The sequence below is a fragment of the Mycobacterium sp. 050134 genome, from assembly GCF_036409085.1.
GTDB lineage: Bacteria > Actinomycetota > Actinomycetes > Mycobacteriales > Mycobacteriaceae > Mycobacterium.
Window position 1 is genome coordinate 1 of the sequence record NZ_JAZGLV010000033.1, and the last position, 14,339, is coordinate 14,339.

The 14,339-nt window shown below is 67.0% G+C and carries 15 protein-coding genes and 3 pseudogenes; 7 read left to right on the forward strand and 11 right to left on the reverse strand.

Annotated elements, in window-relative coordinates:
* Positions 1 to 510: 510 nt before the first annotated feature.
* Positions 511 to 894: pseudogene (locus SKC42_RS25695) on the reverse strand (CHAT domain-containing protein); the annotation flags it as partial.
* A 163-nt stretch (positions 895 to 1,057) separates the two neighbouring features.
* Between SKC42_RS25695 and SKC42_RS25700 the strand changes: the two are divergent.
* Together SKC42_RS25700 and SKC42_RS25705 are read left to right on the forward strand one after the other, a co-directional pair.
* Positions 1,058 to 1,486, forward strand: coding sequence for a GNAT family N-acetyltransferase (locus SKC42_RS25700; RefSeq protein ID WP_330967061.1), 429 nt, complete (start codon positions 1,058 to 1,060; stop codon positions 1,484 to 1,486).
* A 135-nt stretch (positions 1,487 to 1,621) separates the two neighbouring features.
* Positions 1,622 to 1,921: pseudogene (locus tag SKC42_RS25705) on the forward strand (MmyB family transcriptional regulator); the annotation flags it as partial.
* A 413-nt stretch (positions 1,922 to 2,334) separates the two neighbouring features.
* On the opposite strand, the gene SKC42_RS25710 reads toward SKC42_RS25705, so the two are convergent.
* From SKC42_RS25710 to SKC42_RS25735, 6 genes are all read right to left on the reverse strand, one after another.
* Entirely contained in the window at positions 2,335 to 2,940 is a 606-nt protein-coding gene (locus SKC42_RS25710; protein WP_330967062.1) for a class I SAM-dependent methyltransferase, read from the reverse strand.
* Between the two features lie 114 nt (positions 2,941 to 3,054).
* Positions 3,055 to 3,258, reverse strand: a complete 204-nt coding sequence (cspE, locus tag SKC42_RS25715; RefSeq protein ID WP_330967063.1) for a transcription antiterminator/RNA stability regulator CspE — start codon at positions 3,256 to 3,258, stop codon at positions 3,055 to 3,057.
* A gap of 103 nt (positions 3,259 to 3,361) precedes the next feature.
* Complete coding sequence (locus SKC42_RS25720; protein ID WP_330967064.1) at positions 3,362 to 4,636, reverse strand: DEAD/DEAH box helicase; 1,275 nt, start codon at positions 4,634 to 4,636, stop codon at positions 3,362 to 3,364.
* A gap of 57 nt (positions 4,637 to 4,693) precedes the next feature.
* Complete coding sequence (locus SKC42_RS25725) at positions 4,694 to 4,960, reverse strand: hypothetical protein (RefSeq protein WP_330967065.1); 267 nt, start codon at positions 4,958 to 4,960, stop codon at positions 4,694 to 4,696.
* A 266-nt stretch (positions 4,961 to 5,226) separates the two neighbouring features.
* Positions 5,227 to 5,448, reverse strand: coding sequence for a hypothetical protein (locus SKC42_RS25730; RefSeq protein ID WP_330967097.1), 222 nt, complete (start codon positions 5,446 to 5,448; stop codon positions 5,227 to 5,229).
* Between the two features lie 87 nt (positions 5,449 to 5,535).
* Entirely contained in the window at positions 5,536 to 5,991 is a 456-nt protein-coding gene (locus SKC42_RS25735) for a DUF5709 domain-containing protein (RefSeq protein ID WP_330967066.1), read from the reverse strand.
* A 248-nt stretch (positions 5,992 to 6,239) separates the two neighbouring features.
* On the opposite strand from SKC42_RS25735, the gene SKC42_RS25740 reads away from it, so the two are divergent.
* Positions 6,240 to 6,536 carry a hypothetical protein gene (locus SKC42_RS25740; protein ID WP_330967067.1) on the forward strand — a complete coding sequence of 99 codons (297 nt, stop codon included), beginning with the start codon at positions 6,240 to 6,242 and terminating at the stop codon, positions 6,534 to 6,536.
* Between the two features lie 20 nt (positions 6,537 to 6,556).
* Here the strand turns inward: SKC42_RS25740 and SKC42_RS25745 are convergent, their stop codons facing one another.
* Complete coding sequence (locus tag SKC42_RS25745) at positions 6,557 to 7,969, reverse strand: phosphoribosyltransferase (RefSeq protein ID WP_330967068.1); 1,413 nt, start codon at positions 7,967 to 7,969, stop codon at positions 6,557 to 6,559.
* Positions 7,970 to 8,305: 336 nt separating this feature from the next.
* Between SKC42_RS25745 and SKC42_RS25750 the strand changes: the two are divergent.
* Positions 8,306 to 8,839, forward strand: a pseudogene (locus SKC42_RS25750) (PPE family protein); the annotation flags it as partial.
* Between the two features lie 35 nt (positions 8,840 to 8,874).
* Positions 8,875 to 8,976, forward strand: coding sequence for a hypothetical protein (locus SKC42_RS27870; RefSeq protein WP_442932265.1), 102 nt, complete (start codon positions 8,875 to 8,877; stop codon positions 8,974 to 8,976).
* A 28-nt stretch (positions 8,977 to 9,004) separates the two neighbouring features.
* Here SKC42_RS27870 and SKC42_RS25755 read toward each other — a convergent pair whose 3' ends face one another.
* The 3 genes from SKC42_RS25755 to SKC42_RS25765 all read right to left on the reverse strand — a co-directional run bounded on the left by SKC42_RS25755 (position 9,005) and on the right by SKC42_RS25765 (position 12,570).
* Complete coding sequence (locus tag SKC42_RS25755) at positions 9,005 to 9,718, reverse strand: 2OG-Fe(II) oxygenase (RefSeq protein WP_330967069.1); 714 nt, start codon at positions 9,716 to 9,718, stop codon at positions 9,005 to 9,007.
* Between the two features lie 90 nt (positions 9,719 to 9,808).
* On the reverse strand, positions 9,809 to 11,053 hold the full coding sequence (locus tag SKC42_RS25760; protein WP_330967070.1) for an HNH endonuclease signature motif containing protein: 1,245 nt from the start codon (positions 11,051 to 11,053) through the stop codon (positions 9,809 to 9,811).
* Positions 11,054 to 11,190: 137 nt separating this feature from the next.
* Positions 11,191 to 12,570, reverse strand: a complete 1,380-nt coding sequence (locus tag SKC42_RS25765) for an aldehyde dehydrogenase family protein (protein ID WP_330967071.1) — start codon at positions 12,568 to 12,570, stop codon at positions 11,191 to 11,193.
* A gap of 116 nt (positions 12,571 to 12,686) precedes the next feature.
* On the opposite strand from SKC42_RS25765, the gene SKC42_RS25770 reads away from it, so the two are divergent.
* Together SKC42_RS25770 and SKC42_RS25775 are read left to right on the forward strand one after the other, a co-directional pair.
* Positions 12,687 to 13,610 (forward strand): alpha/beta hydrolase, encoded by a 924-nt coding sequence (locus SKC42_RS25770; RefSeq protein WP_330967072.1) that lies wholly within the window; start codon positions 12,687 to 12,689, stop codon positions 13,608 to 13,610.
* Between the two features lie 56 nt (positions 13,611 to 13,666).
* Positions 13,667 to 14,275, forward strand: coding sequence for a TetR family transcriptional regulator (locus SKC42_RS25775; protein WP_330967098.1), 609 nt, complete (start codon positions 13,667 to 13,669; stop codon positions 14,273 to 14,275).
* Positions 14,276 to 14,339: the final 64 nt, after the last annotated feature.

Here is a 14,339-nt window from a genome sequence, read left to right on the forward strand (position 1 = left end):
GGTGCCGACGCGACGTTCGACGGCAAGTCGTTTCGACGCAAGGCGTCGCGACACTCACCGGCCGAGCAATGAAGCATCTCCTCGTCGCCGCACCGACAATCGGCGGACTCGCCGACCGGTTGCCCCCCCCCCCCCCCCGCAAGGCCTAAAACGTCACGGTGACGAAAGCGGGGTCCAGGAAGGGGGCCTTACAAGCCGCGAATACTCGTGATCAAGTTCCTTGATCGTGCTCGCTGAAATTCCCCGCTGACGCTCATCGAAATTCCCACCAGTCCCGGGTTCTCTCCATTCGCCGGACGTCGTGCCGCCGCGGACCACTGTCCGCACAACATCGAGCGCCGCGCGACCCAACGAATCCGCCTCCTGGGTCCGCGTGCTGACGGTTGAAGGTCAGCGACCGTTATGTCACGTGACGACATCACTCAGGCGGGTGGGGTTGTGCTACGTCGGTGAGTCTTCACCGTCGCCGATATTTCGCAGGGGCGAGATTGGTAGTAGTCGAATCCGAACCTAGGGACCTGAGTATATGAAGCCGGCCCAGAACACCGGGGCGTCATAGGGGTGGTCCAGCGGGTCGGGACGCGACCGGAATTCTGTGGCGGCGTCGTAGGCTGCGAGGTCGGTTCCGCCAGAGCGGTCGTAACACTCCTCGAACCAAGCCGCGAGTTCACCAGCACTGGCCTTGCGTAGATGTTGGTGGGCTCCACGCAGCGCGGCTGCCGGGTCCTTCTTCTCAAGAAGTAGCAGTCGGTAGAACTCGGCTACCAGCACCGCGGTGGACCGGTCGTTGACCGGCCAGAGGGTGGCCACGACGCAGGGGATGCCGGCTTGCAGGAGTCCCGCCGGTATGCCAATGACCTCATCGGGTACCCGTGCGGATTCGGTGATCCCGGTCTGGCATGCAGAGTGTCAACGTCGGATTGGAATTGACCCCTCCGCGACGGATTGGGATTGACCCCCCACAGGTGGTGTCTGCGGGGCTCGACGGTCTTGGCTGAGCTGAAATGATGGTGTTGTGGAGTCGTCGGCAGCGGGGGGTTTGCACGTTCGTCGGACAGTGCGTGCCGACTGGGAGTGGATTGCGGGTTGGTTCGAGGATGTGGAACTCAGCCGCAAGCTGGGTCCGCTCGATCGGGACTGGCTCGAACACGTCTTATCGTCAGACGACGGTGTTGAGCTAGTGATTACTGCTGCCGATGGTGCAGCGGTGGGTCTCACCGGGTGCGCCTGGGATCCTGCGGGTGACGCGCACGCGATCACCGACCTGGCTGTCTGCCCGCAGAGGCGGCGTTCAGGTCTGGGGCGTCAGGTGTTGGCCTCGGTGTTGGCCTGGGACGGGCATCCGCCGACGCAGCAGTGGATCGCATTCGTCGATCCGGACAATCGCCCGGCGTTCGATTTCTTTGCCTCGACGGGTTGGCATCTCGACGGTTTCGACGACGGTATGCACCGGTTTTCGCACCAGTATCGAACTGGTGCGGTGTGACGTCCTTATGGTGCCGCGCGGCGCGATCGCGGTGCGGTAGTGAGGGGGCTTGGCTCAGTCGGTGGTGCGGTCCTTGGCGAGTAGTTGGCGCCGTGCCCGGGTGCGGTAGGAGTCCCCGGTCAGGGTGAGTACTTCGACGAGGAGCTGATCGCCCTCGTCGGCGAACTGTCAACGTGCAGTGGGCTATTCCGGCAGCGGTGGGCATCTCAGGACGTGCGACTGCACCGGTCCGGCCGCAAGCGGTTGCACCATCCGATTGTGGGCCAGCTCGACTTGGACGTCGAGTCCCTGGAACTGCCCGCCGACCCCGGCCTGCGCCTCAACATCTATACTGCGCCCGCCGGCACGCCGACCGCTGACAATTTGGCGCTCCTGGCGTCGTGGGCGGCCACCCAACAGACGCTGGCGACGGAGCCCGAAGCGCACAACGGATAGTCCACCCGCCCGCCTCCCGCCTGGGTGGCGGGCAACGAACACGCGATGACGGCGGCCAACCCGCCCGAGCCTGAGCTAACTGGCTTGCGCAGTCCAACTGCGGACGGAGCGCCGTAGCTCAACCGGCACCGACCCAGGCCTCAGCATCGTCGCCGAAGGAGTCAGCTCGGCCGTGCGGCCGCCGTTCAGCGCTTCAGCGGCGATGGGCCGGCAATAGAAGCACAGCTCCGCGCCAACCGTGGGATAACCGCAGGCGCAGCAAATCAGGACCGTCGCCATCAGCGGCCTCCTAGCTCGACGTGTGTTGAATCGCTGGTCGATTGATTACCTGATTCGCGGCGGTCTAAACCCGGCGCTGCCGGCGCCGCACGCGGCCTGCGCAGGCCGGCCGGATGGGACGACTTCCTTTTTGGCTACGCCATCCGGAAGATCGCCACCAGAAAGTCCGAGTCCTCGTTGAAGGGTCGCAGGTCCCAGGCGGACAGCAACAGGTCAGGCACCAACCCTGCCTCAGCCGCATCATCAAGGAATTGCGCGAACTCGTAACCGCGGCCGGCGCCGAAACCGATCACCGCGCGACCGTCGGCACCGAGGTGGGCACGCAGCCGCGTCAGCACCCGGACATGGGTGCCGGGGGCAAGAAACGTCATGACGTTGCCCGCCATCACGATCACGTCGAACGGTTTGTCGATGCCGCGCGCGGGCAAGTCGAGATCGGCAAGGTCGCCAACGAGCCAACGCGGTCCGGGATGGTCCTGCTCCGCCGCCTCGATGAGCGCCGGGTCGACGTCGACGCCGACCACCTGGTGACCGACCTCGGCCAGGTAGCCGCCCACCCTGCCCGGGCCGCACCCGGCATCGAGGATGCGGGCGCCGCGCGATGCCATTGCGTCCACCATGCGGGCCTCGCCCACCAGATCTTCGCCGGCGCGCGCCATCGAACGGAAGCGCTCGATGTACCAGCGCGAGTGATTGGGGTTGGCCGCAACCTTCTGCATCCAGATGCTCTGTTCAGCCATGGGAACCATTGTCGCAATGGGCGAGGGCGGGCTCAGGGCCGGGCGTGCCGGCCCTGGAAACGCCAGTGGGCTGGCGCGAGAGTCGCACCAGCCCACTGCCAGGTATGGGGTTTCTTAGACGGCAGAAACTCCTACTGCCTGGGGTCCTTTGGCTCCCTGCTGAACCTCGAATTGAACTCGCTGGTTCTCTTCGAGTGAGCGGTAGCCATTCCCCTGGATCTCGGAGTAGTGGACGAAGAGGTCCTTCGCACCGTCGTCAGGGGTGATGAAGCCGAAGCCCTTGTCACCGTTGAACCATTTCACAGTTCCCTGTGCCATTTACTTACTTCTCTCATTTCAATGCGGATGTACCTTAAACATCCGACGCGCCAGCGTAACATGTGCCGGCCCAAAATTTAAAGGAATTGTGGCGCAATGCCATTCAGGCCCTGCGGCCTGAGCGGCGACTCCGTCCCCGGCTAGCCGAACCGGAACGGCGCGACGGCGACGCGGGCGGGGGCACCGTCTTTCTCGGTGCGGGAGCCCGGTACGGCGCCACCTCACCGGCCACCGCGTGCACAGCGGCCGAGTCGACGGTGACCTCCTGCGGGGTCACGCGGATGCCCGCCCGGCGCATCAGCACTTGAGCGTCCTTGCGCTGCTCGGGCAGCACTACCGTCACGACGTCGCCCGCGTTGCCGGCCCGTGCAGTGCGTCCGGACCGGTGCAGGTATGCCTTGTGCTCGGCCGGCGGATCAATGTGTACCACCAATTCGATTCCGTCGACATGGACTCCACGCGCGGCGATGTCGGTCGCCACCAACACTCGGGCCTCACCAGCCGCGAAGGCCGCGAGGTTACGGTCCCTGGCCGGCTGAGATAGGTTGCCGTGCAAGTCAACTGCGGGCACCCCGGATTCCGTCAACTGCCTTGCCAACTTGCGCGCCTGATGTTTGGTGCGCATGAAAAGAATTCGGCGACCGGTGCCGGAAGCCAGCCGGTGGACCAATTCCTTCTTGGCTTCCACGCCCGTGACATGGAAGACGTGGTGCGTCATCTCGGCGACCGGCGAGTCAGAGCTGTCGACGGAATGCAGCACCGCATCATGCAGGAAGCGATTGACGAGCTTGTCGACGCCGTTGTCGAGGGTCGCGGAAAACAGCAGCCGCTGGCCACCGCTCGGGGTGGCCGCCAGAATGCGGGTGACCCCGGGCAGGAAGCCGAGGTCGGCCATGTGGTCGGCCTCGTCGATGACCGTCACTTCGACCGAGTCGAGGCTGACCAAGCGTTGCTTCATCAGGTCTTCGAGGCGACCGGGGCAGGCCACGACGATGTCGACGCCCGACTTCAGCGCCGCCACCTGCCTGCCTTGCGGCACGCCGCCGAAGATCGTGGTCACCCGGAGATTGTTGACGGCGGCCAGGGGCTCCAGCGTCGCGGTGATCTGGCTGGCGAGTTCCCGGGTCGGGGCCAGCACCAGACCCGCGGGGCGCGACGGGCGGCGCGGGCGGCCGGCCAGCCTACTGACCATCGGGAGCGAGAAGGCGAGCGTCTTACCGCTGCCGGTCTTGCCGCGGCCGAGGACGTCCCGGCCGGCGAGTGTGTCGGGGAGTGTCTCGACCTGGATCGGAAACGGATGGGTGATTCCACGGTCGGCGAGCACTCCGATGAGTGATTCGCGCACGCCAAGATCGGCAAAGGTTTTGCCAGTAGTCACTTGATGTCTTTCAGCATTCGGTTGTGCCGAGTTGGCGGCGACGATGCACGCGGTCGGTCAGCACAAGGTGGCGAGATTGCCGGTGGGCAAAATCGATCGCCGCGATACGAACTGCCGGATTGAGTGCGTCAGCCACTGGTTCAGGGCGGACACCGGAAGGGTGAAGAAACGTTTCACGACGTGCCGGCCGTCGCACTGACGACCAACGTTCACATCAGCATACATCACGCCGACCACGGCACTCGCCGCCACGGCCGAGGTGCCCCACCTGCGCCGCGCGGGCTCCCTGTACAGTTGGGGATGAACCATCTTTCTCGCGGTCACCGCGAATCGTAAGCGCATCAGCAGAGGGATCAGTGCGCGATTGTCGTCCGTTCGTCAACACCGCGCACCGGCCGAGATTCATTTTTAAGGATCCACATGGACAACTCGAACCTTTTCTCCCACCCGGAAGCACCGGAGCACGTCGCTTCATCGGAGGCCTCCAGCAAGCCGGTCGAGTACCCGGCGTTCTCTGACCGCCCCGAGAAGGCTGCGCCCGCGCCACAACGCCCCTGAGCGGCTCGGTCGTTCGTTTCTGAGGGCGGCCGTTACTGCCAATTAAGCTCGTCGTTCAGCTCTTCGCCGGCCTCGGCACGCTCCCCCGCTGGGCGAGAGTCAATCGTGGCCTCTAGCCAGCGAGCGGGGCTGTAGAGGTGAATATCCGTACCGCTGGTTACCTTTAACACCCCGCCGGGGGCGATTTCATAGGTAGCGCCATCCGGGTATTCGTCGTCGTCATCTTGATCCCGGATTTGTATCCAAATCTTCATGCTCAAGTGTCCCGCCCTGAGTCGGACATCGTAGATCTTGCCGGGCCAGCCGAACCCGTTGGCCCGAAGTCGTTTTCGCGCGGTGCGTCAGTCTTCGTCGTCGATGATGTGGACGGCCGCTTCCTCGGCGGATGCTGAGCCGCCACTGATCCCGACGTCCTCGGCGACCAACTCGTCGTCGACGTCCGCGCCGAATCCGTGGTCCGGGGCGACTAGACGGCCCGCGCGTTCACGACCTACTTCGCGCCGCTCCGGGAATTCGAATTCGCGCTCCAAGGCGTCCGAGCGCTGCCGCTCGGCTTGGTCGGTCACGACGTTGATCCGGGAGGCCGGATCCGGCTCTTCCTCGGCCAGTATCTGGTCCATGGTTTCGGCCGGTCCAAAGGCGCCGCGTCCATACGGTCGCTCGGGCGGTGAATAACCCTCGTCGAGCATGTCATCGATGCCGCGGTCGATGAGGGTGTCCTCCGGCTGGAGCTGGTTGTCATCGTCTGTGCTGTATTCGCCCGCGGCCGGACTGGTTCCACCGTAGGGGGCGCTCATCGGTTAGCGGCCATGTCGTCGACGGTCATCGCGGGACTCCTTGAATCATCCTGAAGCCCAATCGTTTTTGGACCGGGCACTTCGAAGCTAAACGCGGCGCGGTACGCCCGCCTAGGGTCATTCGTCCCTTCCAGGAAGGCGTTCGACCGGAAAAGGCGCTCGTTGAGCCGGCGGAGTCGGCGGCAACTCCCCCGGTCGGCCCTATGCGTCCAACAGTGTTGGCCTCCCAGGCTGGTAGCGTCGCCCTCGTGACCACCCTGACGGTGACCGTGCCCGAGACAGTCGATGCCACGGAACTTGAAGAAGAGGTTGTGACGGCCCTGGCTGACCGGCTGAGGGACGACCACGGGCTTGAGCTGAGTGCCGGCGCCCCGGGCTCGAACGAGTACCCGCTGCGGCCGTCCGGCAGCATCGTCATCGATAGGCGATCGGGCGTGCTGCGCGTCAGGCTGAGGGCCGTCGACGCCGACGCGCACGACCTTTTCACCGGCGTGAGCAGCGAACTCGAGCAGAGACACGAAGGGCTTCGCGCCGAAATCGGCTGATGAGATTGTGCCGCGGGACTTCAACGGCTTTGGGCCGTCGCGACCACTCGACTGAGGTGCTCGACGAACCAACGGCGGGCGAGGACAGCTACCTGCTCGAGGGTGCCGGGCTCCTCGAAGAGGTGAGTCGCGCCCGGAACGACCATGAGCTTGCACACGCCGGGCATCATCGACTTCGCCTGCCGATTCAGCCCGAGGACAACATCGTCCCGCCCTCCCACGATGAGCAGCGTCGGCGCCTGAACCTTGGTCAACGCCCAACCAGCCAGATCGGGTCGACCGCCCCGCGAAACGACGGCGCTCACCTTCACCCGCGGATCGGCGGCCGCCGCCAGCGCCGCGCCGGCTCCGGTGCTGGCACCGAAGTAGCCGATCGGGAGGCCGACCGTCTCGCGCTGGGTCGCCAGCCAAATCGTGACGTCCACCAGCCGTCGGGCCAACAGCTCTATGTCAAAGACGTTGGCGCGATTGACTTCTTCGTCGGGCGTCAGGAGGTCGAACAGCAGTGTGGCAATGCCCGCGCCGTTCAACACCTCCGCCACATAACGGTTTCGGGCGCTGTGCCTGCTACTTCCGCTTCCGTGCGCGAAGACGACGATTCCGATGGGCCGTTGCGGAACCTTCAGGTGCCCGGCGACGGTCACGGGACCGGCGCTGACCCGAACTTCCTCGTCACGCAGCGGTGGGTCGTCGGCTGCGGCATCGGCAGGCGGGTCACCGAACCCTTCCCGCACTCGGTCAAGCAGCGTGACCACGTCGGCGTCCGAGGTCTGGGTGAAGTTGCGGTAACCCTGCCCGACGGCGAAGAAGAAGGCGGGCGTGTGCATGCAGATCACCTCGTCGGCGTACCTGGAAAGGCGTGCGAAGACGTCGCCTCCACCGATCGGAACCGCGAGAATCACCCGACTGGCGCCCTGAGCGCGCGCCACCTCGCAGGCCGCCTCGGCCGTCGCGCCGGTGGCGACACCGTCATCGATGATGAGTGCGGTCCGCCCCGCCAAGGAAATCCGTTCGTGGTCGTGGCGGAACCGCGCGGAGCGGCGCTCAACCTCCGCGCGCTCCTTCGCCTCGACGGCTGCCATGTCCTCCTCGGATAAACGGATTTCCCGAACGACGTCCTGGTTGATCACACGAACGCCGCCCTCCCCGATCGCACCGAAGGCCAGTTCCGGCTGGAACGGCACCCCGAGTTTGCGAACCACGAGAACGTCCAGCGGGGCGTTCAGCGCCTTGGCGACTTCAAAGGCAACCGGAACGCCGCCGCGGGGCAGTCCCAACACCACCACGTCCTGGCCGCGCAAAGACGCGAGGCGCTCGGCCAAACGCCTCCCGGCGTCCGCCCGGTCGTCGAACAGCCTTTCGTTGCCCCGCAACGAAACCAGCCGATCGGCCAATAGACGCTCACCCTCACCGGCACCGTCAAACTGCGTCATCCACCGAGTGTGGCGCGACGGTCCTTCGCGTCGAAGGGTCGAAGGACCACACCTTGGCAGGACCAAGGCCTTCAGCCGGTGGGTGTGCGCCGGCGCGAACCTCCGCTGCTCAGTTCTGCGGCAATACGGATCAATATGCCGATAATTGCCGTATATACATATCTTACACAGCCTTTACCCCGCATCTGCGGATTGCGTACTACGTATACTGTTGTCGGCGGTATGAGTCGCCTCGTCAACTTTGGTCAAAAGGGGGCTGCGTGGGCGCGGGTGGACCCAGGTGCGGCGCCATCGACTTACCTGTGACGCAACGTTTCTCGATACGGCCAGCCTGAGGTGACAGCACCGACCTGGATGGCCTTTCCGCCCGGGTTGCACTCCGGGCTGCTTTCGAGCGGGCCAGGACCCGGCTCGCTGCTGGCCGCGGCCACCGCGTGGACCGCGTTGAGCCGCGAGTATGCGGCGGTCGCGGGCGACCTCGCCGCGGTACTCGTAGACGTACAGGCGATGGTGTGGCAGGGCCCGAGCGCCGCGCAATATGTGGTTGTCCACGCCCCGTACGTGGCGTGGCTGCTGCAAGCCGGCGCAGACTGCGCCGCGCGGGCGACGCAGCACGAAACGGCGGCGACGGCCTACACGGCGGCGTTAGCCGGCATGCCGACTCTGGCCGAACTCGCGATAAATCACGCGGTCCACGGCGTACTGGTGGCGACAAACTTTTTCGGCATCAACAGCATCCCGATCACCCTCAACGAGGCCGACTACGCGCGAATGTGGATCCAAGCCGCCGCCACGATGGCCACCTATCAGGCAACTTCGGCCGCCGCGACGGCCGCTACACCAAGCGCCGCACCGCCACCGCAAATCATGAAGGGGAACCCGCGGGCGGGAGTGCCGGACGACCGGTGGCGGGGCTGACCACGTTGCGTGGCAACGACTTCGGCGCCGGACCGGCAGCCCCGATGTTGCCCGGGAGCCGGCATCCCGGCAGCCCGGATGGGCGGTGACGCCGCGCGGGCCAATCGGGCGGTGCGCCTAGGCGGCGTCGTGGAAAATCAGGCCGAGCGTGTAACGCTCACCCGAACGAACGACCGAGACCCCATGCCGCACCGGGGCGATCGACCATCCCCGGGTTGAGCGAACGGGCCGTTCCCGCGTGGTGAAGACGTAGCCGTGTCCCCGCGGCAGCGACGTCACCGTTCCCCGGGATTGGGCCCGCGCCCGTTGCTCGACGAGGAGAAACTCACCCCCGGTGTGCGCCACTCCCGGCTCGTCGAGATTGATGACGACCTGCAGCGGGAAGACAAGGTCGCCGTAGAGGTCTCGGTGAAGCGCGTTCCAGTCGCCGACACCGTATTTGAGCATGAGCGCAGTGGACTTGGTTTGCCCTGCGCGGTGGCACATTTCGAGCCAGTCGTCGAGGGAGTCAGGCCACAGGGTGTCGCGGCGCAGTTTGGTCCACCAGTCACGAGCGATCGGTAGCAACCGAGAATATAGCGCCTGCTTCAATTCTTCGATCGGCTGCGGATAGGGCCGATTGACGTAGCGGTACTCCCCTCGTCCGTAGCGATGACAGCCCATGTCCACGGTGGCGCGAAAGTTGCTGTCGTCGTCGTAGAGTGCGCGGACGGCCTGGCATTCGTCGGGGGAAATGAGAGGCGGAAGCAGCGCTCCGCCAACGTCGTTCAACTCGGCCGCGACCGCGTCCCAGTCCGCGACATCGACGCGCCGCTGCCAGATCGACTGCATCGGAAGAACCTACGCCGATCATTGAACCATCGCAGCTACCGGGGCCGGGGTGTCTCGCCGAAGCGACGCTCAGCCCCGCCGGCAACCGGCCTAGTTATTGGTTGGTGGTGCCTGTGGTTGGAAGGGTTGGTACCACCACCAGTCGGCGCGTTCGCCGGTGGGTCCGGCGTAGGGCGCGACGGCGGGCGGGGCCAGCGCGGGTGCGCGCGCGAGCGATCCGGGGCTCAGGGGGCGGCCGGAACTGTCGGTGATGGTGAGGTGGTCGGCGGGACCGGAGAGGGTGATGTCGCCGTGGTGGTGTTGTCGGTGGTGGAAGGGGCAAACCAGGACCAGGTTGGCCAATTCGGTGGGGCCGCCGTCTTCCCAGTGGCGCAGGTGGTGGGCGTGCAGGCCGCGCGTGGCCCCACAGCCGGGCACGACGCAGCTGCGGTGGCGGTGTTCAAGGGCGCGGCGCAGCCGCCGGGAGATCACCCGGGTCGTGCGTCCCGCGCCGATCGGCTCACCGTGACGTTCGAACCAGACCTCGCAGGTGGCATCACATGTCAGGTATTGGCGTTCGGCGTCGGTGAGCAGCGGGCCCAGGTGCAGCGTGGCGGCGCGCTGGTCGACGTCGACGTGCACCACCACGGTGGTGTGGTGGCCGTGTGGGCGGCGGGTGGCCTCGGCATCCCAGCCGGCGTCGACCAGACGCAGAAACGCCTCCAGGGTGCCCGGCAATGGCGGCGTCGTATCCTCGGCGCGCTCGCCGTGATCGTGCTTCCATTCGGCGATCAGCGCGTCGCGGTGAGACGCCAGGGCGGCTTCGAACTTCGCCGCGTCGGGGGGCGGCAGGCTGATCCGCCAGCAGGTGGACTCCCCGTGCGAGGTTTTGCTGATCGCGGGCTGCGGCTGCGGGCGAGACTCGGGTTGGGGTCGGGGTTCGAGGTTGATCGCGGTGCGTAGCTGATTGACCGTGGCGACGTGGGCCAGCTGAGCGTAGTGCTCATCGGATCCGGCCCCGGCGCGGGCGGCGATGACGCCGACCTGATCCAGCGACAGCCGCCCCTCGCGCAGGCCCTGGGCGCAGCGCGGAAACTCCTCGACCCGGCGCGCCACGGTGGTGATCGTGTGGGCGTTGGCCGACGAGCACCCCAACTTCCAGGCCACCAGCGCCGCGACCGACCGCGCCCCCGTCATACCGCACAGCTCGTCGCGATCCAACTCCGCGACGATCTCCACGATGCGCCCATCGATCGCGTTGCGCTGACCCGCCAACTCCGCCAACTCTCCGAACAACACGTCAAGCCGATCAGCAGGCCTCACAGCCGCGGCGGGCGAAGATGCGGTCAACAACACAACACCATCATCACAGCCCGGTACGACAAGTTTCGGCTAAGTCGCCCCCCGGGCATGACGGGCCTTTCGAATGACAAACCGTCAGAGGGCGCGGCCCGAGTCGGCCGGCCCAAGGACGGTGTTTGGGCCAAGTCGGGCTAGGCGGTCGGGTCGATCACTGGTGCCGACCAGTGCACGACCTTGACCGCCGTCATCTCGTCGAGCAGCTCGGGCCCGAAACCGAAGCCGGTCCCGCTGGCTCGGCGGAGCTCCGAGGCTCCGCCGGGCGCGCCGCCGAACACATTGTTGATCTTGACCGTTCCGGCCGGGAGGCTGCGCCATGCCTCCTGGCCGTGCGCCATGTCGCCGGTCAGAACGGTGGCGGCCAACCCGTAGCGGTCGTCGGCCGCCTCGACCAGGGCGGCGTCGAAGTCCGGCACCAGCCGCACCGGCGCGACGGGCCCGAAGGTTTCCTCGCACATGATCTGCATGTCGGGCGTGCAGTTGGCCAGCACCGTCGGCGGGTAGAACGTGCCGGGGCCCGGCTGGGGCTGGCCGCCGATCAACACGCCGGCACCACGCCGCGTCGCATCCTCCACCTGCGCGTGCACGTGCTCGCGGTGTCGCTCGTCCACCAACGGGCCGATGCGGTCCGCCCACGCGGATGCCTCACGCACCAGAGCGTCGAGGAACACGTCGGCGATCGATTGCACGACGTAGATCCGCTCCACCGACACGCAGATCTGCCCGGCGTTGGCGAACGCGCCCAGCGCGGCCTGGCTGGCCGCCCAGCCGGGGTCCACGTTGTCGTCGACGATCAGGGCATCGTTCCCGCCATTTTCCAGCAGCGCCTTGGCCCCACGCTCGGCGCAGGCCCGCGCGATCTGCCGACCCGCGGCGCTACCGCCGACGTGCGCGACGACGTCGACGCGCTCGGCCTCTGCCAGGTGAGCGCCCACGGTTCCGTCGCCGTCGACGATCTCCAGCACGCCCGCGGGCAGCCGGGCGGCCAGCAGCTCGGCGAATCGGCGTCCGGTCTGCGGGCAACGCTCGCTCGGCTTGTGCACGACGGTGTTGCCGGTGACCAGGGCGGCCCCGAGCAACCCGGCGGCCACGGCGACGGGATCGTTCCAGGGCGTCAACACCGCGACCACGCCGCGCGGCTGGGGAACCATCAGATCGGTCGCCGACCACCCGCCCTGCAGCGCCCGGCCCCGATGCAGCGGGCCGAGCTGGGCGTACTGCAGGAGCGTGCCGACTCCGGCGTCGACACCTCCGCGGGCGTCGCCGCGCAGTTTTCCCGTTTCCCGCTCGTTGAGTTCGGCGAGCTCGTCGGCGGCGGCGGCAACATCGGCGGCCGCGGCGGCCACCGCGGCCGCGCGGTCGGCCGGTGACGTGCGGGCCCAGGCGCCGGCGGCGGCCGCCGCGCGGTCGATGGCCGCGTCGCAGTCGGACGGTTCGGTGATGGGCACCTGGGTTGCGACATCCCCGGTGCGCGGGTCCAGGACACTGACGATCTTGGTCAGGGCTGAAGACACGGCACCGGATACCCCCTGTCGTGACCGGCCAATCAGCGATCGCGGACCCTCACGGACACCTCACGCGTCCTGTATGGTCGGTATGCCTGTCGGCGGACCGGATCAGAGAGCGCAAGATGTCAGATACTCTGCCCCACAACGTATTTACCTCACCTGAAGTAATCGATCCGGGTCTGCGCAAGGCCGCACGCCTCGCGCCACGGGGCTATGCGCTGCATCGCGGCTACAAGATCCAACGGGTGCTCATGCGGCTCTTGGGGAGCGCGGGCCGGCTGCGCGACGTCCCGGTGGCCCGGGTCGACGAACACGTCAGCGTCCGCCTGCACCGTCCGCCGAGCCTCCCCGACCGAGCGCCCGCGCTGCTCTGGATCCACGGCGGCGGCACCCTGATGGGCACGGCCACCCAGGACGACAAGTTCCTGCGCAAGCTGTCGCGGCGCACCGATGTTGCGATCGCCGCGGTGGAACATCGGCTGGCTCCCGAACACCCCTATCCGACACCGCTCGAGGACTGCTATGCGGCGTTGTCGTGGCTGACCCGCCAACCATGGGTCGACCCAGCGCGCATCGGTGTCGGCGGCGCCAGCGCCGGTGGATGTTTCGCCGCGGCGCTCGCCCAGCGAGCAGTCGATCGCGGCGAGATTGACCTCGCCTACCAGCTGCTGGTGTATCCGATGCTCGACGACCGCACCGGCGCGGACGGTGACGGCCGCAAGCGCCTCATGTGGACCGGACAGGACAACCAGCTGGCGTGGCGGTGGTATTTGAACGGGGCAGACCCCCGAGAGGCGGCCCCCGCGCGTCGCACGGACCTGTCCGGCCTGCCGCCAACCTGGATCGGGATCGGAACGCTGGACCTGTTCTACGAGGAGTCGCTCGAGTACGCCCGGCGCCTGCGTGCGGCGGGTGTTGCCGTGCACGAGGAGATCGTCCCGGGCGCCTTCCACGCGTTCGACCAGATCGCCGACAAGGCGCCGGCGTCAGTGGCCTTCTTCGCCAGTCAATGCGGTCACCTGCGGCACGCGCTCGCCCAGCGGTAGCGGCGGGTGCCGACGAGTCGACTGCAAAGTTTGCGTATCGTGCAACTATGGGTTGCATGTCGAACCAGGTGGGCCTGCGCGAGCGGCGCCGCCGCCAGACCAGCGCGGACATCCGCAACGCCGCGGTGCGCCTGGCGACTGACCGGGGTTTCGACAAGGTCACCATCGAGGAGATCTGCGCCGAGGCGGGCATCTCCACCCGCACGTTCTTCAACTACTTCCCCACCAAGGAGTCGGCGCTCGCATACGGCCCCTCGGACCTCCCCCCGGAACTGGCGGAGGAGTTCGTCGCTGCTGGAGCCGCCCCCTACCGGGTGGTGCTGGCGGAACTGATCACCCTGGCCGCGCACCACCTCCGCGACCTGCCCCCGCGGCGCGAACAGGCCGCAGGCATGCTCGAACTCGCCAAGACCTCCCCCGCCGTGCTGGCGGCATTCCTGGCCGAGCTGGAGCGGTTCCAGATCCAGCTGACCGACATCGTCGCCCGCCGCCAAGGCATGCGGTCCGACGACGAGGTGCCCGCGCTGATCGCCGCGCTGGCGCTCACCGCGGTGCGTTCGGGAATCGAGCACTGGGCCAGCGGGGAACCGCGGGACGCTGACGACACGCCGATGCCCTATGTCGAGAGCGCGGCGGCGCTGGTTAACAGCATCTTTGCGGAGTGAGGCCGCCGCAGTTAGGTAGATCACCTTCTTGCATTGACTGCAAATAATGCATGCGATGTAGGAT

What these genes read in the sequence shown, in the direction of transcription:
- SKC42_RS25735 (WP_330967066.1), bottom strand. Translation starts at nt 5,991, where the DNA reads ATGAGCGCCCCCTACGGTGGAACCAGTCCGGCCGCGGGCGAATACAGC.
- cspE (WP_330967063.1), bottom strand. Translation starts at nt 3,258, where the DNA reads ATGGCACAGGGAACTGTGAAATGGTTCAACGGTGACAAGGGCTTCGGC.
- SKC42_RS25710 (WP_330967062.1), bottom strand. Translation starts at nt 2,940, where the DNA reads ATGGCTGAACAGAGCATCTGGATGCAGAAGGTTGCGGCCAACCCCAAT.
- SKC42_RS25745 (WP_330967068.1), bottom strand. Translation starts at nt 7,969, where the DNA reads ATGACGCAGTTTGACGGTGCCGGTGAGGGTGAGCGTCTATTGGCCGAT.
- SKC42_RS25770 (WP_330967072.1), top strand. Translation starts at nt 12,687, where the DNA reads ATGTCAGATACTCTGCCCCACAACGTATTTACCTCACCTGAAGTAATC.
- SKC42_RS25755 (WP_330967069.1), bottom strand. Translation starts at nt 9,718, where the DNA reads ATGCAGTCGATCTGGCAGCGGCGCGTCGATGTCGCGGACTGGGACGCG.
- SKC42_RS25775 (WP_330967098.1), top strand. Translation starts at nt 13,667, where the DNA reads ATGTCGAACCAGGTGGGCCTGCGCGAGCGGCGCCGCCGCCAGACCAGC.
- SKC42_RS25730 (WP_330967097.1), bottom strand. Translation starts at nt 5,448, where the DNA reads ATGAAGATTTGGATACAAATCCGGGATCAAGATGACGACGACGAATAC.